Source organism: Mycobacterium sp. 1245499.0 (assembly GCF_001673615.1).
In the GTDB taxonomy this organism is placed as follows: Bacteria; Actinomycetota; Actinomycetes; order Mycobacteriales; family Mycobacteriaceae; genus Mycobacterium; species Mycobacterium europaeum_A.
Genome location: NZ_LZMG01000259.1, coordinates 1 through 20,725, shown reverse-complemented (window position 1 = coordinate 20,725; position 20,725 = coordinate 1). Strand labels below are relative to the sequence as shown.

Below are 20,725 nucleotides of genomic sequence, written 5' to 3'. Positions count from 1 at the left end.
CCTACTAGCCGGAGGAACGTCCGCATTGTTGTAATGCGGCGCGCAGGATCGCGTCGGCGAGTATGAACGCGGGCTTGGCGCGGTCGGCACCCTCCACGGGCAGGTTTGCCGCGCGCCGCAGCACCATGAGGGCCAACCCGCTGTGCGTGGCGTAGGAGACGATCAGCAGGTTGGCGCACGCGTGCGCCCCCTGCACCGTCATCACGTGCTGGCGTTTGCCTTCCCACCCGGGCCAGTTGAAATCGGGCGGTCGCTGCAGCGATGACCAGTTCACGTTGATGGAGGTGACATCGCCGAGCAGAGGCGTCAGTACCGCAACGAGCTCGGGCAATTCATTGGTGATGCGATCCGCGCGCGGCCACCACGCGCCGTCGATATCCCGGCCGAGTTCGCGAGCCACCGAGAGCCGGATGGGAGTGGATTGGCGCCGGGTCCTGACCGCGAAGCTCATCGGAGATACCGCAGCCGGCAGATTGCGCACCTGGTCGCGGCGCCGCCGCGGGCCGCAACGGTCGCAAAATTATCGTGTCGTGTCCTGGCCGGGCTTGCACAACCCATGGGCGGTTCCTTCGCGCTCGGCGTCGTCGGGCCACGGATGCAGACCGACGGAGGAATCACATTGCCCGTGGGGTGTCGCCCGCGGCGATCGTGCGGTAGACCACCGCTGACAACGAACGGCTCGATTTCGACGCTACGCCACCCTTGGCCCACCCGGACGATCGGGTGATCGGCGCCAGCGCGCAAGCACGACACGGCCTTGGCCGGCCAACTCTGGGGAATTCGCCCGGCGGATGACTTTGTCATTGCCGCTGGCACGAAATCCCTTGCAGTGCAAGGGATGAGAAAACAGTGTGTGCCATCCACCCCGGTAGGGCGGGATGACGGGTAGGCTGGTGGCAACTGCGAGGATGGGTTACATGGCAATAGAGAACTGGTGCGACGCGGTCGAGATCCACCCATCGCAGATCCGGGTCGGTGACGTTATCGGCACGCGGCGCCCCACCGAATTGCGGCTGACGGTCAAGATGATCAGTGCTCCGCAGAGTGGTCCGGGGCAGTGGACTTTTTTCAGCCGAGACGACAACGGTCAACAGCGGACCAGTACGTTCGGAGAAGGCGAATTGGTCCGCAGGTACGCCAAAGCATCTTGACGTCCACGCACCCCACCGCCGATCAGCGACGTTGAGTGGTGGAGCCGTCGGTGTCGGGCCGATCGGAAAACGTCGGGTGCTCCACCGGTTTTGCGGAGCTTTCGCCCGAGGCGACATGCTTCGGTGCCTCGGGGTGGGAAAACAGGTTTGACTGGTCCATGGGCTGTCCTTCCGAATGAAAAGTTCGGCCGATACGCACTGTTACTGGCGTCGGACGACGATCGAATCGCACGGCGACCTCATTCGTGGTTCGTTCGCGATTCGCGGTGACCGCAAGAACGCGGTTCCTCTCCACTGTACAGGCAGCGGGCGAGTACACGCCGTGTTCAGGTGAAATGCGGCCTGGGCGCCGCTTCCGCCGGTCGCGGGGTGCCATCTTCGGGGTCGATATGCAGATGAAATAGCAAGCGCCACAACTAGTTTAGAAATGGCGCAGGTTCGTGCTACCCTGGGCAGGCATGGGTGTGTTTGGTACATCCGCATTTGATGAGAGAAGTAAGTAAATGACACAGGGAACTGTGAAATGGTTCAACGGTGAAAAGGGCTTCGGCTTCATCACCCCTGACGACGGCACGAAGGATCTCTTCGTCCACTACTCCGAGATCCAGGGCAACGGCTATCGCTCACTCGACGAAAACCAGCGTGTTCAGTTCGAGGTGGAGCAAGGTGCCAAGGGACCCCAGGCGGTAGGAGTCAGCGCCGTCTGAAATTCACATACGTCACGGTGGGCTGGTGCGAATACCTTCGTACCAGCCCACTGCTTTTCTGACGCCTGGACGCCGGTAGCGACGACATCTGGCGCCTCACCCGATCCGGGCCGGCCGACCGGGATAATGACCGCATGCGTCTCACCTGGGTGCTGCGATCGACCATTGCGGTGTCGCTGGTCTGGGTGGGCGCCGCACTAACGCCACCGGCCTCGGGCGATCCCGATATCCCGCCGGTCGGCGACGCCGCGCGAGCGGCCGGTTTCGTGGACATCCGCAGCGTCGTTCCCGATGCGGTCCTCGATCTGCGCTACGCGACGACGAACAATTTCACCCACACGCAGCTGTATCCCTCCGACGCCAGATGCCTTGTGCACCAATCGATGGCGCCCGGCCTTGCCGCCGCGGCCGGCGCCCTGCGCCCGCAGGGCCACCTGCTGGTGTTCTGGGACTGCTATCGCCCGCACGAGGTTCAGGTCAAGATGTTCCACCTGGTTCCCAACCCCGCGTGGGTGGCACGCCCGGGTCCGTACGCGCACAGCCACGAGTCGGGGCGCTCGGTGGACGTGACGTTCACGACGGCTCAGCAGCCGTGCTCGTCCGGGCTGCACGCCGGCGGGCTCTGCCTGGCCGACATGGGCACCGACTTCGACGACTTCACCTCTCGGGGAACCGCTTTCAATACCCAAGGCATCAGTGCCGACGCGGTGGCGAACCGAGCCGCGCTACGGAACGCGATGAACTACGGCGGGTTGAAGGTGTATTCGGGGGAGTGGTGGCATTTCGACGGCCCGGGCGCCGGTGTCGACCAACCGATTCTCGACGTGCCCGTCGACTGATCTGTCTCAATAGATGAGACAGAAATACCATATTATGGGCGGTACGCGTAGTCTTCCAGGCGAGCCACGCAGGCAAGGAAGGCCACCATGGACGACGAACACCGAGCGGCCTACACGCACGGACACCACGAGTCGGTGCTGCGCTCCCACCAGCGACGCACCGCCGAGGACTCCGCGGCCTACCTGCTGGCGCACCTGAAACCGGGGCTGTCGGTGCTCGACGTCGGTTGCGGGCCCGGGACCATCACCGCCGACCTGGCCGCGCGGGTCGCGCCCGGTCCGGTCACCGCCGTCGATCAGGTCTCCGATGTGCTCGGCGTGGCCCGCGCCGAGGTCGAGCAACGGAAGCTGTCCAACGTCTCGTTCGGGACCGCCGACGTGCACAAGCTCGAATTTGCCGACGGCACTTTCGATGTCGTGCACGCGCATCAGGTGCTGCAGCACGTCGCCGATCCGGTGGCGGCGCTGCGAGAGATGCGACGGGTGTGCGCGCCGGGCGGCATCGTGGCGGCCCGGGATGCCGACTACTCGGGTTTCGTCTGGTATCCCGAGCTGCCGGCGCTCGACCTGTGGCGCGACCTCTACCAGCGCGTCGCGCGCGCCAACCGTGGCGAACCGGACGCAGGGCGGCGTCTGCTGTCGTGGGCGCAGCAGGCGGGATTTACCGACATCACGCCCACCGGCAGCCTGTGGTGCTATGCCACGCCCGCGACTCGCGACTGGTGGGGCGAAATGTGGGCCGACCGAATCCTGCACTCCACCGTGGCCCGCGACCTGGTACGCCTCGAGCTGGCCACCGGTGCGCAGCTCGAAGAGATCTCCGCCGCGTGGCGTGAATGGGCCGCCGCCCAGGACGGTTGGATCGCCATACCGCACGGCGAAATCCTTTGCCGCGCGTAGGACTCAGTCGAGGAACAGGTCCGGAATCGGTTGGTCGCCGCCGCCGTAGCGGGACAGGTCCGCGACTCCGGCGGAGTGCAGAACATCGGCGTCGATGTAGCAGTTGCCGGTAGCCTCCCGGCTGGGGCGTGAGACGATCTCGACGGCCGCGTCGGCCATGATCTCCGGGCTGCGCGACGACTCGGCCAGCTTGTCTCCGTCGGCCATATTCGCCACCGCGGCGGTCGCGATATAGGTCTGCGGCCAAAGGCAATTCACGCCGATCCCGGCGTCGGCGAATTCCGCAGCCCAGCCCAGCGACAGCAGCGTCATCCCGTACTTGGACAGCGTGTAAGCGGGGTGGGCCCCCAGCCAGCGCGGGTTCATGTTCACCGGCGGCGAGATGGTCAGCACGTGCGGGTTGGCCGATTTCTCCAGATGTGGCACGCACGCCTTGGTCAGCAGGAAGGTGCCCCGCAGGTTGATCTCCTGCATCAGGTCGTACTTCTTGGCCGGCAACGTGGCGGTCGGTTCCACCGCGATGGCGCTGGCGTTGTTGACACAGACGTCGACGCCGCCGAAGCGCTGCACCGCCGCATCCACCACCCGCTGCACGTCCTCTTCGCGGCGGACGTCGCCGACGACGGCCAGCGCCTTGCCGCCGGCGGCCTCGACCTCGGCGGCTGCCGTGTGAACGGTGCCGGGCAGGCGGGGATGCGGGGTGTCGGTCTTGGCGAGCAGCACCACGTTGGCGCCCTGCCGGGCCGCACCGATTCCGATCGCCAGCCCGATTCCGCGGCTGCCGCCGGAGATGACGACGGTGCGATCGACGAGCGAACCGTTGGGCATGGAGTCTCCTTTTACCTGGTCAACCGTATGGTATTGGCATTCTCTTTTTTTGCAAGTACGTTATTCACCGATGGATAATACGGCCCACACTCCGTCTGGTATCCCGCTGCAGCCCGTCTACGGGCCGGGGGACGTGCACGCGGAGCCTCCGCAGCCGGGGGAGTTCCCCTTCACCCGGGGTAACTTCGCGTCCGGCTACCGCGGCAAGCTCTGGACCTTCCGGCAGTACTCCGGCTTCGGCACCGCCGAGGAATCCAACCGCCGCTACCGCTACCTGCTGGAGCAGGGCGGGACGGGGCTGTCGGTGGCGCTCGACCTGCCCACCCAGTGCGGGTACGACTCCGACGACCCGGAGTTCGGCGAGGAGGTCGGCCGCGTCGGCGTCGCGGTGGACACCCTGGCCGACTTCGAGATCCTGTTCGACGGCATCCCGCTGGACAAGCTCAGCACGAGCATGACGATCAACGGAACCGCGGCGATCCTGCTGGCGTTCTACGTCGCCGCCGCCGAGAAGAAGGGAATCCCGCGGGCCAAGCTCACCGGCACCATCCAGAACGACATCCTCAAGGAGTACGCCTCGCGCGGTACCTGGATCTGGCCGCCGGAGCCGTCCCTGCGGCTGATCGCCGACACCATCGAGTTCTGCGCGGCCGAAGTTCCGCGGTTCAACGCGATTTCGGTGGCGGGGGCGCATTTCCGCGATGCCGGGGCCAACGCGGTGCAGGAGATGGCGTTCACCCTGGCCGACGGGGTGACCTATTGCGACACCGTGGTCGAGCGCGGCCGCATGACGATCGACCAGTTCGCGCCGCAGATCTCGTTCTTCTTCTACACCCACGGCGACTTCTTCGAGGAGATCGCCAAATACCGTGCGGGGCGGCGACGTTGGGCCACGATCGTGCAGGAGCGCTACGGGGCGAAAACGGCCAAGGCGGCGATGTTCCGCTTCGGTTGCGTCTGCGGCGGCGCCTCGCTGTACGCGCCGCAGGCCCACAACAACATCGTCCGGGTCGCCTACGAGGCGATGGCCGCGGTGCTGGGCGGTGTCCAGTCGATGTTCACCGCGGCCTGGGACGAACCGTTCGCCCTGCCCACCGAGGAAACCACGACCCTGGCGCTGCGCACCCAGCAGATCCTGGCGCACGAGACCGGGGTGGCCAGCGTCGCCGACCCGCTCGGCGGCTCCTACTTCGTCGAGGCGCTGACCGATGCCACCGAGGAGCGCATCATCGAGATCATGTCCGACCTCGAGCGGCACGGCGGGATGGTCCAGGCCATCGAGGACGGTTACCTGCAGGGCCTGATCGCCGACGAGGCGTTCAAGCTGCACCAGGACGTCGAAGCCGGCACCCGGCCGGTCGTCGGGGTCAACCGGTTCGTGACCGAGGAGCCCGAGCACGACGTGGTCACCTACGAACTCGACGCGGAGGGCCGCGCCCTGCAACTCAAGCGGCTGTCCAAGGTCAAGGCCGAAAGGGATTCGGCTGCAGTGGAATCCACGTTGGCCGCGCTGTCACGGTCGGCCGAGGGAGACGACAACCTGATGCACAAGCTGATCGATTGCGCCAACGCCTACTGCACGGTCGGGGAAATGGTGTCCGCGCTCAAGGCGGTCTGGGGCGAATTCCAGCAACCGGTGGTGTTTTAGATGACGGCCCGCATTCTCGTCGCCAAACCCGGCCTGGACGGGCACGACCGCGGCGCCAAGATTGTCGCCCGCACCCTGCGTGACGCCGGTTTCGAGGTCATCTACACCGGCATCCGGCAGCGCATCGAAGACATCGCGTCCATCGCCGTCCAGGAGGACGTCGCCGTCGTCGGCCTGAGCATCCTGTCGGGTGCGCACCTGGCGCTGACCGCCCGGACCATCGAAGCGCTGCGCGCCGCCGATGCGGCCGACATCGCCGTCGTCGTTGGCGGGACGATCCCGCATGCGGACGTACCCAAGCTGCTATCGGCCGGTGCGGCAGCGGTATTCCCCACCGGGACACCGCTGGAGAACCTGGTGCGCGAGATCCGCAAACTGACCGACACCCCCGAGCCAGCCCTGGAGGAACCGTGCGCGTCGGAGTAATGATCGGCGCCGAGCGTGGCGATATGGCCCGCAAGGTGGACAGGCTGGTCTCCGACATCGAATGGGCCGAATCCGCGGGCCTGGACACGGCGTGGATGCCGCAGGTACCCAACGACTTCGACTGCCTGACCATGGTGTCGCTGATGGCCGCCCACAGCTCACGCATCGAGCTGGGCACCGCCGTGGTGCCGCTGCAGGCCCAGCACCCCATCGCCCTTGCCCGCCAGGCCCTCTCGACACACGCGGTGGCCGGCGGCCGGCTTGCCCTTGGTGTCGGGCCGTCGCACCACTGGATCGTCCGCGACATGCTCGGCCTGCCGTACGAGAAGCCGGCCGCCTACACCCGCGACTATCTGCAGGTGCTCAACGCCGCCATCGCCGGACCGGGAGACGTTGACGTCGAGAATGATTCGTTCACCGTGCACAACCCGCTGGCGATCGGGGCCGACACCTCGATGCCGGTGCTCGTCGCCGCGTTGGGGCCGGTGATGCTTCAGATCGCCGGTGAACTGGCGGACGGCACCGTGCTGTGGATGGCCGACGAGCGCGCGATCGGCGATCACATCGCACCGAAGATCACCAAGGCCGCCGCCGACGCCGGCCGTCCGGCGCCGCGCATTATCGCGGGCATCCCGGTATGCCTTTGCGAGCCTTCGCGAGTCGACGAGGCCAAGGAGCGGGCCAACCGCATCCTGGGCGAGGCGGAGGTGTCGCCCAACTATCAGCGCCTGCTGGACCGCGGCGACGCCCGCGACGTCGGTGACCTGTGCGCGGCCGGTGACGAGGAACTGATCCTGGGCCGGATGCGCCGGTTCGCCGACGCCGGCGTGACCGATCTGTCGGTGCGGCTGCTGCCGATCGGCGACAATCGCGACGAGCTGGTCGCCTCCAAGCGGCGCACCCGCGAAATGATCGCCTCACTCGCCGCGGAATTGCGTTGACCGCAAACCACTCCGGGCCGCTGGCGGGGGTCCGTATCCTCGAGGTCGGCACCATGCTGGCGGGACCGTACGCCACCATGCTGCTCGCCGACCTCGGCGCCGACGTCACCAAGATCGAACCCGCCGGCGGCGAGATCTCCCGCAGCGTCGGCGCCACCTACTTCGCCAGCCTCAACCGCAACAAATCCAGCATCACGCTGGACCTCAATTCCGATGCGGGGCAGCAGCGGTTGGGTGAACTGGTCGCGGATTCGCACGCGCTGCTGGTGAACCTGAAACCCTCAGCCATCCGCAGGCTGGGCCTGACCTACGACTCGCTGCGCCGGCACAACGAGAAGATCGTCTGCGTGGCGATCACCGGCTTCGGGCTCTACGGCGGCGACGACCCGGCGTTCGACTACGTGGTGCAGGCGGGCGTCGGCACCGCCGCCCTGACCGGCGACCCGGACGGTCCGCCGACGCTGCCCGGCTACTCGTCGGCCGATAACTCCACCGGAATGACCGCGGCCCTGGGGCTGTTGGCCAAGATCATCTCGGGCACGGGCGGCCAGGTGGATGTGTCGCTGCGCGACGTCATGCTGTCCCAGCTGAACTACCACGCGTCGGCCTATCTCAACGGCGGCGTCATACCGCAGCGCCGCCCCTACGGGGCGCATTCGTATTATGTTCCGGCTCAGCTCTTTCCGACCGCCGACGGATATCTGGCGCTGTTCATCACCCACGACGGTTTCTGGAAGTCGTTCGCCGCGGAAGCCGGCATCGGCGGCTTCGAAACCATGGCCGAGCGAGTCGCGCGCCGCGACGAAGTGCTGGCCGTCGTCACGGCGATGCTCGCCACCGACAGCGCGATCGGCTGGGAGGGGCGACTGCGCCCGCTGGGGGTTCCCGCCGCCGCGGTCCGGAGCCTGCCCGAAGCGCTCGAGGCCACGCCCGAAGTGATTGTCACAGCGGGTGAATTCCGGTTGGTGGGCAGCCCGATCCACGTCTCGGGGTATGAGCCCGAGTACCGTCCGCCGCCGGAGTTGAGCCAGTAGGCACCTCCGCCGAGCGTCGAATGTGAAGCCAGTTTCACGTTCGGGTCCGAGCGTGAAACCAACTTCACGTTCGGCGTCAGGCGCCCGGCCCGGTGAGGGGCTCGGCCGGTCCAGACCCTGCACGCCGCGACGGCCCAACTCGCCCAGGCTTATCCGGACAGAATCGTGCTGGGGTTAGGCGTCGGCTATCCGGAGCAGGCGGCCAGCGTCGGCCGCGACTACGGGAGCCCGGTGGCCACCATGCGTGACTATCTGCAGGCGATGGACGATCCCACAGTGGTGCTGCTTGGGCCCATTGGCGGTGAATTCGGCGCAGGCATTCACCAATTCGAAGAGTTGGCTCCGGCGCTTCACGCGCTCGGGCGCGTCACCTGATGCGCCCTTGTGTCCGAAAGGCCGACCCGCCTCCGGGCTGACCCCCGGGCTACGTCAGTTACGCGAGCTGCTTCTCCGCGTACAGGCGCGCCCACTCGGCACGCGACCGGATCGACACGTCGACGTCACTTCCCTTAGCGCGCAGGGCCTGCACGGTGGCCTGCTCACGGGGGGTCCGGGCGAACGGATCCCAGCCGAAGAACCGGCAGGCGTTGCCCCAGGTGATCTTGTTGATGTCGGCGTCGTCGGCGCCGGCGGCGTTGAGCTCGGCCAGCACCTGCTCGGGCGCGTCCGGCCAGAAGCAGTCCGAGTGCGGGTAGTCGCACTCCCAGGCGATGATGTCGATGCCGATCTCGTGGCGCAGCTTCAGTGACGTCTTGTCGGTGACATAGCAGGCCAGCGAGTGTTCACGGAAGACGTCGCTGGGCAGCTTGTCGCCGAAGTCACGGCGCAGCCATTTCTGGTTGGTGTAGTGACGGTCGCTGCGATCCAGATAGAACGGGATCCAGCCGATACCGCCTTCGGAGAAGGCGAATTTCAGGTCGGGATAGTTGCGCATGGCCGGGCCCCACAGCAGATCTTGGGCGCACATCGCCGAGACCTGGGTGGCCAGAATGATCAGGTTGTCGATCGGCGCATTCGGTGCCATGCTGATCGCCCCGAAACCGGTGCCGATGTGCAGGCACATCACCACGTTCTCCTCGGACAGCGTGCGGAACACCGGACCCCAGTAGTCCTCGTCGTGGTAGCTCGGAAGTCCTTCCAGGTGCGGCAATTCCGGCATCGTCACCGCGCGGCAACCCTTCGCCGCGACGCGGCGGATCTCGGCACACATGCCCTCGGGAGTCCAGGTCGGCAGGATTGCGATCGGGATGAAGCGGTCCGGATAGGAGCCGGCCCATTCGTCGATGTGCCAGTCGTTGTACGCCGACACCATCACCAGGGTGACGTCCTCGCGGGTCATGTTGAGGTGGCGGGCCGAAAAGCCGGTGAACGTCGGGAAGCACATCGATGCGAGGATGCCGTTGCGGTTCATGTCGCGGACGCGTTCGTGGACGTCATAGACGCCGGGGCGCATCTCGGCGAAGCCGGCGGGATCGCGGCCCCATTCCTCGGCGGGCCACGACACCACGGCGTTCAGACCGCTGACGCCCTGCGGCCTGCCCTGGTACATCCACTGGTCGACGCCCTTGTCGTCGGTGACGACGACGGGTGCCTCTTCCTTGTACTTGGCGGGCACGTGCCGCAGGAACATGTCGGGCGGTTCGACCACGTGGTCGTCGATGCTCACCAAGATCAGGTCGTCGACCTTCATCAAGCAGTCCTCTCTGGCACAGCGATTCGAACCGAAGTCGGCTAGCCGCTGTGCTCCGTGGTGGTCTCGAGCAGTCGGGGAATCGGCGCCGGGTCGAGCTGCAGGGCGTCCGACATGTGCAGCTGCCCGGCGTTGGCGATCATGTTGTCCAGAATCGCCTGCAGATCGTCGCCCTCGATCTCGTAGATGGCGACGTAGGGTCCGTCGCCGTCGACGGGCCGCAGCCGGCGCGCGGAGACGAACCCGTCCAGGGCCACCAGCTCACCCAGGTGCACCTCGTCGTACCAGGTGTTGTATTCCCGTTCGCGTTCGGGCGAGCTGGGTCGGCTCTCCACGAGGATGATGCCCTTGGCCATCGTCGCCACCTCTCTGGCTGCTACTCGTAGCGCACCGTGACCGAGTCCGTGTCCGGAACGCCCTGGCACGTCAGAATGTAGCCCTCGGCGACCTCGTCCTCCTCGAGAGCGTCGTTCACCCGCATGGTGGCGTGGCCCTCTTCGAGCTTGGCCATGCAGGTGCCGCAGTTGCCGGCCTCGCAGCTGAACGGCGGTTCCAGCCCCGCGCGACGGGCGCTCTCCAACAGCGTCTCGCCCGGGACCCTGGGCACCGAGACCTTCTTGCGGTCGAGGTGAATCGTCACCGTCCCGGCACCGGAGCCGTTTGTTGCCGGATCTGTCACCCCTGGGGTCTCCTCGATGATCCGGGTGACCGTCACTGAGACCGCCCCCTCTCCCGTATTTGCATTCTTCAGTATAGAGAATACTATTCTCACGAAGCGATAGCATCTTCTCAAGACTGTATGGATGTCGGGTCAGCCCGGTCTGTCAGGGAAGGACGGGACGTGACCGAGCCGGCGGCGCTCGTGTTCGAGGAACGGCGATTCAGCGCGCCCGAACTCGACGCGTTGGCCGACGGATGGGCTGCGACCCTGGCAAAAGGCGGTGTCGCCGCGGGCCAACGCATCGCCGTCATGGCCTCCACCCGGCCGGAATTTCTTGCCGTGGTGCTCGCGATCTGGCGGCTGGCCGCCGCGGCGGTACTCATCAGCCCCGCGTGGAAGCGCGACGAGGTCGACCATGCGCTCGCGCTGACCGAGCCCGCGCACGCCGTCGGGGACCACCCGGTGCTGGCCGGCCTGATGCCGATGCTGCACCTCGACGAGCCGGCCGCGCCCGCGGAGCCGATGGCCGCGTCACCGCAACCCGGGGCCGACGCGGCGCTGGTGTTCAGCTCCGGCACCACCGGCCTGCCCAAGGCCGTCCGGCACACCCACGCCTCGTTGGACGAAGCGGTGCGGCACTGGCGCCAAGCGCTGCAACTGACTCACCGCGACCGGATCCAGGTCGCCACGCCGCCCTCGCACATCCTCGGGCTGCTGAACCTGCTGACCGCGCTGAAGGCCGGCGCCGGTGTGCGCCTTCATCCCCGGTTCGACATCGAGCGGGTGCTGCAGCACATCGAAAGTGACCGCATCACAGTGGAAATGGCCGTCGCTCCCATTGCGTTGGCCATCGCTTCACATCCCAGCCTCGAGTCCTATGACCTGTCCTCGCTGCGCTACATCATGTGGGGGGCCACGCCGGTCAACGCACACGTCGCAGAGACGGTGACCCGGCGCACCGGTGTGGGTTGGCTTCCGGCGTACGGGACCACGGAATTGCCTGTCGTGGCGTGCAATCCGATCGAGGACCCGCGCCTGGACACCGTCGGACGGGCGGTACCCGGTGTGGACCTACGGATCGTCTCACTGGAAACCGGCCAGCCGGTCGGCCCCGGTGAGGTCGGGGAGATCCAGGCCCGCGCGGCGTCGCTCATGGCCGGCTACCTGCCGGCGGACGCGACCCGCGAGGCGATCCGTGACGGGTGGTACCGCACCGGAGATGTCGGCTGGCTCGACGCCGGCGGGTGGCTGCGGATCACCGACCGCCTCAAAGAGATGATCAAAGTGCGCGGCTTCCAGGTCGCCCCCGCCGAAATCGAGACGGTGCTGCACAGTCATCCGGCCGTCAAAGACTGCGCGGTGTTCGGGATTCCGGACGGCCTCAACGGCGAAGCCGTCGTCGCCGCGGTCGCGACGTCCGCGCCGGTCGATGCGACAGACCTGACCGCCATGGTGGATGAGAAACTGGCGTCCTATAAGCAGCTGAGCCGAGTGGTCTTCGTTCCCGACATTCCCCGCCTGCCTTCGGGCAAGGTGCTGCGCCGAGTTCTGAAGGAGCGTTATGGATGTACGTCTGACAGCTGAACAACAGCAATTACGCGACGCCGCAGCCAAACTGGCCGACGACCTCGGGCCGGCCGTGGTGCAGGATCTCGACGACCACACGCGAATCACTCGTCTGGACAAGCAGATCGAGAACACCGGCTGGCGGTCGTTGCGTTCCGACGGGGCCTCCGGCGTGGAGGTAGCCATCGTGGCCGAGGAATTCGGCCGCCGGCTGGTTGACACCCCCTTCCTCGGCCCGGTGCTGGCCGACGATCTGGGCCGCCACGCCGGTGCGGACGTGTCCGCGGCCACCGTCGCCTTCGGCGATCGCGTGATCGACGCCCGCGGCGCACGGCGCGCCCTATGGCTCTCGGGGGGCACCGTTCTTGCCGGTGATGTGCAAATCGCACCGGAGAGCGTCGATCTGACGCGGGCCGACGCGACGATCACCGGATCGCCGGAGACGCTGGCGGAAGTGTCCTCCGCTGTCGCCGAGCAGTGGCGAGCCCTTGCCTTGGTCACCACCACGGCCGACCTGGTCGGCATCGCGAGGGGCGCCCACGCCCTCGCGTGTGACTACGCGAAAATTCGTGAGCAGTACGGCAAGCAGATCGGCTCCTATCAAGCCATCGCCCACCTGCTGGCCGAAAGCCTTGCGCTGATCGAAGGTTCGGTGAGCGTGCTGCGGCATGCGGCGTGGGCGGTCGACGAGCTGGCTCCCGCCGAAGCCATTCGGGCCGCCCAGATCGCCAAGGTCTACTGCGCGCGCGCCACCCGCACCGTCTGCGAGACAGCCATCCAGGTGCACGGCGGTATCGGCAACACCTGGGAATGCGTGGCGCATGTCTATCTGCGCCGCGCCCTCACTTCGACCGAGCTGTGGCCGGTCGCGTTGAAGGAGATCGATTTTGGACTTTCGTGACTCACCCGATGAAGCCGCCTTCCGGGACCGGCTGCGCACCTGGCTTGCCGCACACGCCAAGGAATTCTCCGGCTCCGGTGACGAGTATTGGGCGCGCATGGCCGACTGGCACCGCGCCCTCTACGACAACGGCTTCTTCGGCCTGTCCTGGCCACGCGACTGGGGCGGTCAGGATCTGGCGCCCGTCTACGACGTCATCGTCGACGAGGAGCTGGTGCGGGCCGGTGCCCCGCCGCGCCCCAGCGTTGGCTATCTGGTGTACGGCATCGGTGAACACGCCAGCGACGACCTGCGAAAGCGCTTCCTGCCCGGCATCATCAACGGAACCGAGCGCTGGTGCCAGGGCTTCAGCGAGCCGGGCGCCGGTTCGGACCTGGCGTCGCTGACCACCACCGCTCGCCTCGAGGGCGACACGTATGTGGTGAACGGGCACAAGATCTGGACCAGTTATTCCGATGTGGCCGACTGGTGTCTGTTGCTGGCCCGCACCGACCCCGAGGCCAAGCGCCACCGCGGCCTGTCGGCGTTCGTCCTGGAGATGAAACAGCCCGGCGTGCAACAGCGCCCGCTGCAGATGATCAACGGGGTGACCAACGAATTCGGTCAGGTGTTCTTCGACGGTGCCAAGGTGCCGGCGGACCGGATGGTCGGGGCGCCCGGTGACGGTTGGGCGGTGGCCATGACCGTCGTCGGGCACGAACGCGAGCCCTCCACTCTCGGCTACGCGGCGCGCTACGGCAAGCTTGTCCGAGAGTTGTTGTCCCGCAACGACGGCGATGTGCCCGAAGAACTGGCCTGGGCCGCCGTCCAGTCGGATATGCTGGCCCACCACGTGCGCCGGCGGCTGTCCGAACAGCTCGACGGGGTCTCGCACGGTTCGGAAGGATCGCTGGACAAGCTGTTGATGACCTGGGTCGAACAGTCCGTCGGGCACGCCGCCCTGGCCGTGGCGGGCACCCGGGATCCAGATCTGCTCAGCGCCTACCTCTACAGCCGCGCGCAGAGCGTCATGGGCGGGACGTCGCAGATACAAAAGAACATCATCGCTTCACGAATCTTGGGATTGTAGAAAGTGATCGCGGGCGCAGCCCGGGTGAAGCGGGTCACGACGATCGAAGGAGTCTGACGTGTACGACATGCCTACCGAAATCGACGTTCAGGCCGACGGTGCCTTGCGCATCATCACGCTCAACCGGCCCGATTCGCTCAACTCGGTCAACGACAACCTGCACGTCGGCCTCGCGCGGCTCTGGCAGCGACTCACCGATGACCCCACCGCCCGCGCCGCGGTGATCACTGGCGCAGGCCGGGCGTTTTCGGCCGGCGGTGATTTCACGTATCTGGAGGAGCTGGCGAACGATGCCGACTTGCGCGCCAAGACAATTCGCGACGGACGCGAGATCGTGCTGGGCATGGCGCGGTGCCGGATTCCGGTGGTGGCGGCGGTCAACGGCCCCGCCGTCGGACTGGGCTGCAGTCTGGTGGCGCTCAGCGACATCGTCTACATCGCCGAAGACGCCTATCTGGCCGACCCGCACGTGCAGGTCGGCCTGGTGGCCGCCGACGGTGGGCCGCTGACCTGGCCGCTGCACATCAGCCTGCTGCTGGCCAAGGAATTCGCCCTCACCGGAACCCGTATCGGCGCACAGCGGGCCGTCGAGCTCGGCTTGGCCAATCACATTGCCGACGACCCGGTTGCGGAGGCGATCGCCACCGCCAAAAAGATTCTGGAACTGCCGCAGCAGGCGGTCGAGAGCACCAAGCGCGTGCTCAACATTCACCTGGAGCGGGCCGTGCTCGCCAGTCTGGACTATGCGCTGTCGGCCGAGAGCCAGTCATTCCTGACCGAGGACTTCCGGGCCAACGTCGCAAAGTTCAACGCGGCCAAGAAGAACTGAGGTGTAGCGGCGCGACGGCCTCACGAGTCATGCCGGCGCAGGAAGTCACGCATCACCGCGTCGAACTTGTCGGGTTCCTCGATGAACGGCATGTGAGCACTGGATTCGAACAACTCGAACCGTGAACCCGCTATACGGCGGTGCATCTCCCACATGTGTTCGGGAACGCATTCGTCGTACTTGCCCGCGAGAATCAGTGTCGGCAGGGTGATTTCGTGGAGCCGGTCGACCACATCCCAGTCCCGGATGGTGCCGACGATGTGAAAGTCGCTGGGACCGAACATGGTCTCGAAGATCTCGGTGCCCATGTTCCGGAACGCATCCTCGAGCTCTGGCGGCCAGGGGCGCACCCGGCACAGATAGGTTTCGTTCCAGGTCCGGATGGCGGCCTGATAGTCGGGAGAGTGCGTGGTGCCGGCGGCTTCATGGCGGTCGATGGCGGCTTGGGTGGCCGGCTCCAGCTCGGATTTCAAGCGCCCCACCATCTTCGCGAACTCCGGGATGGACGCGATGCTGTTGGAAATGATCAGGCTCGCCGTCCCGGCGGGGGCCGCGTCGAGCGCGTACTGCTGGGCCAACATTCCGCCCCAGGAGTTACCGAACAGATGGAAGCGGTTCAGGCCCAGGGCCCGCACCACCGCGTCCACCTCCGCCACCGAGCGCTGCATCGTCCAAAGCTCGCGATCGGGTGGGCATTCGGAGTGCCCGCAACCGAGCTGATCCCAGAAGATGACCTCGCGCTCTGTCGCCAACCGCGCCAGCGACCGCAGGTAGTCGTGCGGCAGGCCAGGCCCGCCGTGAACGACGAGCAATGGAAGACCCGCGCCGCCTCCGGTCCGCTTGAACCACACGTGGCCGCCCGGGACCGCGACCATGCCCTGAGTCATTCATCCACCATCGCAAATCGAGGGGTTTCCCGCACTGTGACGCCGTTGACACGGGGTTGTCTCGTGGCGCTGATTTGAGTCAGGGCGGCGGTGACGGGGCGAAGAAGATTTCTTTGACCTCGCGCAGCGCGTAGAACACGAGCACGTAGCCGGCGAGGGGGTCCGCCCACCACCAACCGGCGATGCTGTTCAGCAGCAAGCCGAGGAGCACCGCGGCCGCCAACAGGCCGTCGACGAGCGTGACGCGGCCCTCAGTGGTGAGCACGGGGTTGCTCAGGGCGGCACCGGTTCGGGCCTTGCCGGCCGCAAGCGCGAACATCGTCACCGCGGTGATCGCCGTCCATGCGATACCCAGGCGCGAGGGCTCAGGGTGAAAGCCGGTGACGAGGACCATCGTCGACTGCACCACCAGGTAAATACTTAGCGCCGCAAAGGCGGCGCCGATGAGCCGCAACGCTTTTCGTCGACGGGCCGCTCCTGTTCCCGACAGCTCCCAGATCACCACCGATGAGGCGCCGATCTCGATCAGCGAGTCCAGACCGAACCCGGCCAGCGCCACCGATCTGGCCGCGATGGCGGCCGACGCGAGGATAACGATGCCAACCACGTTCCAGGCCAAGGTGGCGTATTCGAGGGCAAATCCGCGCCGCAGCAGAGACCGGCGGGCGGCCTCGTCCAAGTGGCTCATCGCAGTCAGTCTCACATACCGGCATACCGCCATGGCCGATATCGTCGAAGGACGGTGCAGGAAACCTCGACGTCGCCGGACGTGGTTGCCGCAGCAGCCGCGTTCCCGGCAGGATTTCCCAGTGCAGGAGCTGCGGGGCCAAACGGGGAGGAACGGCAATGACGAGTGTTGACAATCCGATTCCGGCGCAAGACCTTTCGGGAATCGTCGGGCACCGCTTCATCTACACCTACGCCAACGGTTGGCAATACGAGATGTACGTCAAGAATGCCACCACCATCGACTACCGGATCCACTCCGGGCACGTCGGCGGCCGCTGGGTCAAAGGCCAGCACGTCAACCTCGTCCAACTCGACGATGACAGCTTCAAACTCTCGTGGTCCGAACCCACCGGCACCTGCGTGGCCGTCAACGTCTTGCCCGCCAAACGCCGCGTTCACGGGGTCATCTTCTTTCCCCAGTGGATCCGGCAGCACGGTGAGCGCACCGTCTGCTTCCAGAACGAACACCTGGATGAGATGCAGGCCTACCGGGATCAAGGCCCGACCTACCCGATCTACGAAGTCCCGGAATTCGCCTACATCACCCTGTTCGAATACGTCGGTGCCGATGACGAGAGCGTCATCGACACCGGTCCCGAACATCTGCCCGCGGGATGGGCCGACCGCACCAACTGATCGGTGGGCGATTGTTGCGACTCACACTCTCGCAATGAGAGAATACGATTCTCACTAGACGTGCGAGTGCCGCTGCGGCCCCGTACCCGCTGGCTGAACTGGAGAACGACCCGTGTCTGAAGCCGTCATCGTGTCCGCCCTGCGCACCCCCATCGGCACCGCTCGCAAGGGCACGCTGCGCGATACCAGTGCGTTCGACCTGGCCCACCACGTCGTCAGCGAGGCCGCCAAGGATCTGGACCCGACGCAGGTCGACGACGTGATCCTGGGCGAGGGTCTCTACGGCGGGGGCGTGCTCGCCCGCCACGCCGCCGTCACCGCCGGGCTGACGCAGGTGCCCGGATTGGCCAACAACCGGCACTGCGCGGCGGGGCAGGCGGCCGTGCAGACCGCGGCCGCCGGCGTGCGCGCGGGCATGGACCAGCTCGTCATCGCCGGGGGCGTGAACTCGGCATCGACGTCACCGCGGTCGCGGATGCAGGTGGACGGCGAGTGGGTCGACTGGTTTCCGCCGACTCACCCGGACCGGCCCGACGCCCCCAACATGGACATGTCGATCACCGTGGGCTGGAACGCCGCGGTCAAGGCCGGTGTGAGTCGCGAGGAGATGGACGCCTGGGCGCTGCGCTCACACCGCAACGCCATCGCCGCCATCGACGAAGGCCGCTTCAAAGAGGAGATCGTGCCGATCGAGACCCCGCACGGGTTGTTCGCTGTCGACGAGCACCCGCGCCGGGATACCAGCATGGAGAAGCTGGGCGCGCTCAAGCCGCTGCACCCAGAAATCGAGGGCTTCTCGATCACCGCCGGCAATGCTTGCGGCGCCAACGACGGCGCCGCGGTGCTGACGATCGCCAGCGACCGGCTCGGGTTGCCCGCGCTCGCCACCATCCGGTCCTGGGCATCCGTCGGCGTCGACCCTGCGATCACCGGCCTGGCGCCGGTGGAAGCGATACCGAAAGCCCTTAAGCGAGGCGGACTTTCGATCGCCGACGTGGACCTGTTCGAGATCAACGAAGCGTTCGCCGCGATGTGTGTGGCCACCATCAAGCTGCTCGAGCTCGACCCCGACAAGGTCAACGTCAGCGGCAGCGGTTGCTCGCTGGGCCACCCCGTCGCGGCCACCGGCGCCCGGATGTTGGTCACCCTGGTGCACGAGTTGCGCCGCCGCGGCGGCGGCATCGGCGTCGCGGCGATGTGTGCGGGCGGCGGGATGGGCGCGGCGACGGTGATCGAGGTCGCGGCTCCATAATGCGTACATGATCATCGCTGATCTGATTGCCCGCGCGCGCAACGGATCTCCCCGCGCGGTCGGTCGCCTGCTCAGCCTCGTCGAGGGCGACCAGCGCGACGAGGTCTTGGCGAATATTGGTCCATCGCCGGGCGGCATGGGCCCGGTCGTCGGCATCACCGGCCCCCCGGGGGCGGGAAAGTCGACGACGGTCGCCGCGCTGGTCAGTGCCTACCGCAAGCGCGGTTCCAGGGTGGCGGTGTTGGCGGTGGACCCGTCGTCCCCGTTCAGTGGGGGTGCGCTGCTGGGTGATCGAATTCGGATGGCCGCGCATATCAACGACTCCGACGTCCTGATCCGTTCGGTGGCCACCCGTGGGCACCTGGGCGGCCTGGCCGCCGCGGTTCCGGCGGCCATCCGGTTGTTGGGGGCGATCGGGTATGACGTCGTCCTGCTGGAGACGGTGGGGGTGGGCCAGTCCGAGATCGAGATTGCCGCCGTCGCCGACCCGACGGTCGTCATCCTCAATCCCGGTGCGGGCGACGCGGTTCAGGCCGCCAAGGCGGGCGTGCTGGAAGTCGCCGACATCGTGGCGGTCAACAAGGCGGACCGCGACGGTGCCGAACAGACGGTTCGGGATCTGCGGGCCGAAACCAGTGCCCCGATCGTCTCCCTGATCGCCGCCCGGGGCGAGGGCATCGACGACCTGATGGCCGCCATCGAGGACCATCGCCGCACCGACAGCCGTGCCCGCCGGCTGGCGCGGGCGCGGGCGCAGATTCTCTCCCTCGCGCAGACCAGGCTGCGGACCCAGCCGGATCTCGACCGGCTCGCCGAGGCGGTCGTCGACGGCGACCAGGACCCCTACACGGCCGCCGATCAGCTGATCTCACCTCCCACACCCCGGACCGACTGAGCCCGGCTGTCCCCCAATCGGGGGAACGGGCATTCATCACGTTTGCGGGCCGATCGGCGGAGGTGCCACCCGCGCAATCGCCCTACGTTGAGGTCGTGTTTCACGCGGCGGCCACCTCGGCCAGCGAGTTAGGAGATCCGGCATGACGCACAACCCCCAGCCTTTGGCAGCGCTCGACCGTGATGACCACCTGGAGCTGTATCGGCGAATGTGGGTACTGCGACTGCTCGACATGGCGTTGGAAGAGCTCGAAGTCGACGGTCTGATCGACGACGCCACGCGAACCGAATTCGGCCAGGAGGCGGTGGCGATCGGCGCGGTTGCGGCTCTGCGGCCCGGCGATCTCGTCAACGCCACCACCCAGCAATTCCGGCACGCCCAGCAGGTCGGCCTGGCCCTTCCCCTAGGCCCCGCCATCGCCGACATGATCGGCCCACGGCGCCGTGTCGGCGCCGGGGTCGCCGACTGGAAACGGTCGATGGCCAACGAAAGCGCTCTGGGGCAATCGACTATGTTCGCGCTGGGTGACGCCAACACGCAGCGCCTGACCGGCGAGGGCAACGTCAGTTTGTGTGCCGTCGGAGGCCGCGACACCCACTCCGTCGAGTTCACCACGGCCGCAAAGATTGCCGTGCAATGGCGGCTGCCGGTGGTGTTCGTCGTGGAAAATATCCGCGGTGGAACGAACGCGCGCCGGCGCGCCTACGAATTCGACGCGATGCCCATGCTGTCGGTCGACGGCAGGGACGTTGTGGCGGTGGCCGACTCGGTCGCCGAAGCGGTGCACCGCGCGAGCGCCGGTGACGGCCCCGCCCTGGTCGAGGCGATCACCTATCAGACGAACCACCCCATTGCCGTGGATCCGTTGGTCTTCGCACGCCGCCAGCTGATCGCGGCCGGCGGCAGCGGCGATCACCTCTGCGAGGTGGAACGCGGGGCACGCCACCTGATCGCCGAGGCAATGCGGCAAGGTCTGCTCAGCTAGCGGCCGACCAGGGATTCGGCTTGGGCGTGGACGCGATCTGCCGCGCCCGCACCACTGCTTTGGCCGACGCTATGGCCTCGGCGATCAGGTGGCGTGCCCCGCGTTCCACCTCGCAGAGGTGATCGCCGCTGCCGCCGGCCGCGATCAGCTG

Annotated in this window: 25 protein-coding genes; 17 read left to right on the top strand and 8 right to left on the bottom strand. The window is 66.9% G+C overall.

The window, feature by feature from the left end:
• Positions 1-4 precede the first annotated feature (4 nt).
• Complete coding sequence (locus A5646_RS14655; protein ID WP_066865606.1) at positions 5-451, bottom strand: DUF5994 family protein; 447 nt, start codon at positions 449-451, stop codon at positions 5-7.
• Between the two features lie 466 nt (positions 452-917).
• Between A5646_RS14655 and A5646_RS14650 the strand changes: the two genes are divergently transcribed.
• Positions 918-1,151: a hypothetical protein gene (locus A5646_RS14650; RefSeq protein WP_066865864.1), complete on the top strand. Its 234-nt coding sequence runs from the start codon at positions 918-920 to the stop codon at positions 1,149-1,151.
• A 22-nt stretch (positions 1,152-1,173) separates the two neighbouring features.
• Here A5646_RS14650 and A5646_RS29470 read toward each other — a convergent pair whose 3' ends face one another.
• A complete protein-coding gene (locus A5646_RS29470) occupies positions 1,174-1,311 on the bottom strand; it encodes a hypothetical protein (RefSeq protein ID WP_197498060.1) in 138 nt (45 codons plus the stop codon).
• A gap of 343 nt (positions 1,312-1,654) precedes the next feature.
• Between A5646_RS29470 and A5646_RS14645 the strand changes: the two genes are divergently transcribed.
• The 3 genes from A5646_RS14645 (at position 1,655) to A5646_RS14635 (ending at position 3,597) form a co-directional block, all read left to right on the top strand.
• The gene (locus A5646_RS14645) at positions 1,655-1,858 is read left to right on the top strand and encodes a cold-shock protein (protein ID WP_066865609.1); all 204 of its coding nucleotides are present in this window, start codon (positions 1,655-1,657) and stop codon (positions 1,856-1,858) included.
• 134 nt (positions 1,859-1,992) lie between these two features.
• Positions 1,993-2,697: a M15 family metallopeptidase gene (locus A5646_RS14640; RefSeq protein WP_067022268.1), complete on the top strand. Its 705-nt coding sequence runs from the start codon at positions 1,993-1,995 to the stop codon at positions 2,695-2,697.
• A gap of 87 nt (positions 2,698-2,784) precedes the next feature.
• Positions 2,785-3,597, top strand: coding sequence for a methyltransferase domain-containing protein (locus tag A5646_RS14635; protein WP_067022266.1), 813 nt, complete (start codon positions 2,785-2,787; stop codon positions 3,595-3,597).
• Between the two features lie 3 nt (positions 3,598-3,600).
• Here the strand turns inward: A5646_RS14635 and A5646_RS14630 are convergent, their stop codons facing one another.
• Complete coding sequence (locus A5646_RS14630) at positions 3,601-4,425, bottom strand: NAD(P)-dependent oxidoreductase (RefSeq protein WP_066865617.1); 825 nt, start codon at positions 4,423-4,425, stop codon at positions 3,601-3,603.
• Between the two features lie 70 nt (positions 4,426-4,495).
• Here A5646_RS14630 and A5646_RS14625 point away from each other — a divergent pair, with 70 nt between their 5' ends.
• From A5646_RS14625 to A5646_RS30425, 5 genes are all read left to right on the top strand, one after another.
• Positions 4,496-6,073, top strand: a complete 1,578-nt coding sequence (locus A5646_RS14625; protein WP_067022264.1) for a methylmalonyl-CoA mutase family protein — start codon at positions 4,496-4,498, stop codon at positions 6,071-6,073.
• Positions 6,074-6,499, top strand: a complete 426-nt coding sequence (locus A5646_RS14620) for a cobalamin-dependent protein (protein WP_067022262.1) — start codon at positions 6,074-6,076, stop codon at positions 6,497-6,499.
• Complete coding sequence (locus A5646_RS14615) at positions 6,484-7,440, top strand: LLM class F420-dependent oxidoreductase (RefSeq protein ID WP_067022260.1); 957 nt, start codon at positions 6,484-6,486, stop codon at positions 7,438-7,440. Before A5646_RS14620 ends, A5646_RS14615 begins: the two co-directional genes overlap by 16 nt.
• The gene (locus A5646_RS14610; RefSeq protein ID WP_066878045.1) at positions 7,437-8,474 is read left to right on the top strand and encodes a CaiB/BaiF CoA-transferase family protein; all 1,038 of its coding nucleotides are present in this window, start codon (positions 7,437-7,439) and stop codon (positions 8,472-8,474) included. The genes A5646_RS14615 and A5646_RS14610 overlap by 4 nt, the downstream gene beginning before the upstream one ends.
• A gap of 165 nt (positions 8,475-8,639) precedes the next feature.
• Entirely contained in the window at positions 8,640-8,849 is a 210-nt protein-coding gene (locus A5646_RS30425) for a hypothetical protein (RefSeq protein WP_067022258.1), read from the top strand.
• Positions 8,850-8,907: 58 nt separating this feature from the next.
• On the opposite strand, the gene A5646_RS14600 is transcribed toward A5646_RS30425, so the two are convergent.
• Genes A5646_RS14600 through A5646_RS14590 form a run of 3 tightly spaced genes read right to left on the bottom strand, consistent with a single transcriptional unit; the run spans position 8,908 to position 10,879 of the window.
• Positions 8,908-10,164, bottom strand: coding sequence for an amidohydrolase family protein (locus tag A5646_RS14600; protein WP_066865638.1), 1,257 nt, complete (start codon positions 10,162-10,164; stop codon positions 8,908-8,910).
• A gap of 41 nt (positions 10,165-10,205) precedes the next feature.
• Positions 10,206-10,520 (bottom strand): DUF4286 family protein, encoded by a 315-nt coding sequence (locus A5646_RS14595; protein ID WP_067022284.1) that lies wholly within the window; start codon positions 10,518-10,520, stop codon positions 10,206-10,208.
• Positions 10,521-10,540: 20 nt separating this feature from the next.
• The gene (locus tag A5646_RS14590; protein ID WP_066865642.1) at positions 10,541-10,879 is read right to left on the bottom strand and encodes a 2Fe-2S iron-sulfur cluster-binding protein; all 339 of its coding nucleotides are present in this window, start codon (positions 10,877-10,879) and stop codon (positions 10,541-10,543) included.
• A gap of 126 nt (positions 10,880-11,005) precedes the next feature.
• Here A5646_RS14590 and A5646_RS14585 point away from each other — a divergent pair, with 126 nt between their 5' ends.
• The 4 genes from A5646_RS14585 to A5646_RS14570 are packed head-to-tail and all read left to right on the top strand — an operon-like array spanning position 11,006 to position 15,190.
• Positions 11,006-12,409, top strand: coding sequence for a class I adenylate-forming enzyme family protein (locus tag A5646_RS14585; protein ID WP_067022256.1), 1,404 nt, complete (start codon positions 11,006-11,008; stop codon positions 12,407-12,409).
• Positions 12,387-13,292, top strand: a complete 906-nt coding sequence (locus A5646_RS14580) for an acyl-CoA dehydrogenase family protein (RefSeq protein ID WP_067022254.1) — start codon at positions 12,387-12,389, stop codon at positions 13,290-13,292. Before A5646_RS14585 ends, A5646_RS14580 begins: the two co-directional genes overlap by 23 nt.
• Positions 13,279-14,361, top strand: coding sequence for an acyl-CoA dehydrogenase family protein (locus tag A5646_RS14575; protein WP_067022252.1), 1,083 nt, complete (start codon positions 13,279-13,281; stop codon positions 14,359-14,361). Before A5646_RS14580 ends, A5646_RS14575 begins: the two co-directional genes overlap by 14 nt.
• Positions 14,362-14,419: 58 nt before the next feature.
• Positions 14,420-15,190 carry an enoyl-CoA hydratase/isomerase family protein gene (locus tag A5646_RS14570; RefSeq protein WP_066865654.1) on the top strand — a complete coding sequence of 257 codons (771 nt, stop codon included), beginning with the start codon at positions 14,420-14,422 and terminating at the stop codon, positions 15,188-15,190.
• A 20-nt stretch (positions 15,191-15,210) separates the two neighbouring features.
• Here A5646_RS14570 and A5646_RS14565 read toward each other — a convergent pair whose 3' ends face one another.
• Entirely contained in the window at positions 15,211-16,065 is an 855-nt protein-coding gene (locus tag A5646_RS14565) for a proline iminopeptidase-family hydrolase (RefSeq protein ID WP_082984748.1), read from the bottom strand.
• A gap of 91 nt (positions 16,066-16,156) precedes the next feature.
• A complete protein-coding gene (locus A5646_RS14560) occupies positions 16,157-16,756 on the bottom strand; it encodes a cation transporter (protein ID WP_197505199.1) in 600 nt (199 codons plus the stop codon).
• Between the two features lie 167 nt (positions 16,757-16,923).
• Between A5646_RS14560 and A5646_RS14555 the strand changes: the two genes are divergently transcribed.
• From A5646_RS14555 to A5646_RS14540, 4 genes are all read left to right on the top strand, one after another.
• On the top strand, positions 16,924-17,442 hold the full coding sequence (locus A5646_RS14555; RefSeq protein WP_067022246.1) for a phenolic acid decarboxylase: 519 nt from the start codon (positions 16,924-16,926) through the stop codon (positions 17,440-17,442).
• A gap of 112 nt (positions 17,443-17,554) precedes the next feature.
• A complete protein-coding gene (locus A5646_RS14550) occupies positions 17,555-18,694 on the top strand; it encodes a thiolase family protein (protein ID WP_067022244.1) in 1,140 nt (379 codons plus the stop codon).
• A 7-nt stretch (positions 18,695-18,701) separates the two neighbouring features.
• Positions 18,702-19,589: a methylmalonyl Co-A mutase-associated GTPase MeaB gene (gene meaB / locus A5646_RS14545; RefSeq protein WP_067022241.1), complete on the top strand. Its 888-nt coding sequence runs from the start codon at positions 18,702-18,704 to the stop codon at positions 19,587-19,589.
• 163 nt (positions 19,590-19,752) lie between these two features.
• Positions 19,753-20,574, top strand: coding sequence for a thiamine pyrophosphate-dependent enzyme (locus A5646_RS14540; RefSeq protein WP_197505200.1), 822 nt, complete (start codon positions 19,753-19,755; stop codon positions 20,572-20,574).
• Positions 20,575-20,725 lie beyond the last annotated feature (151 nt).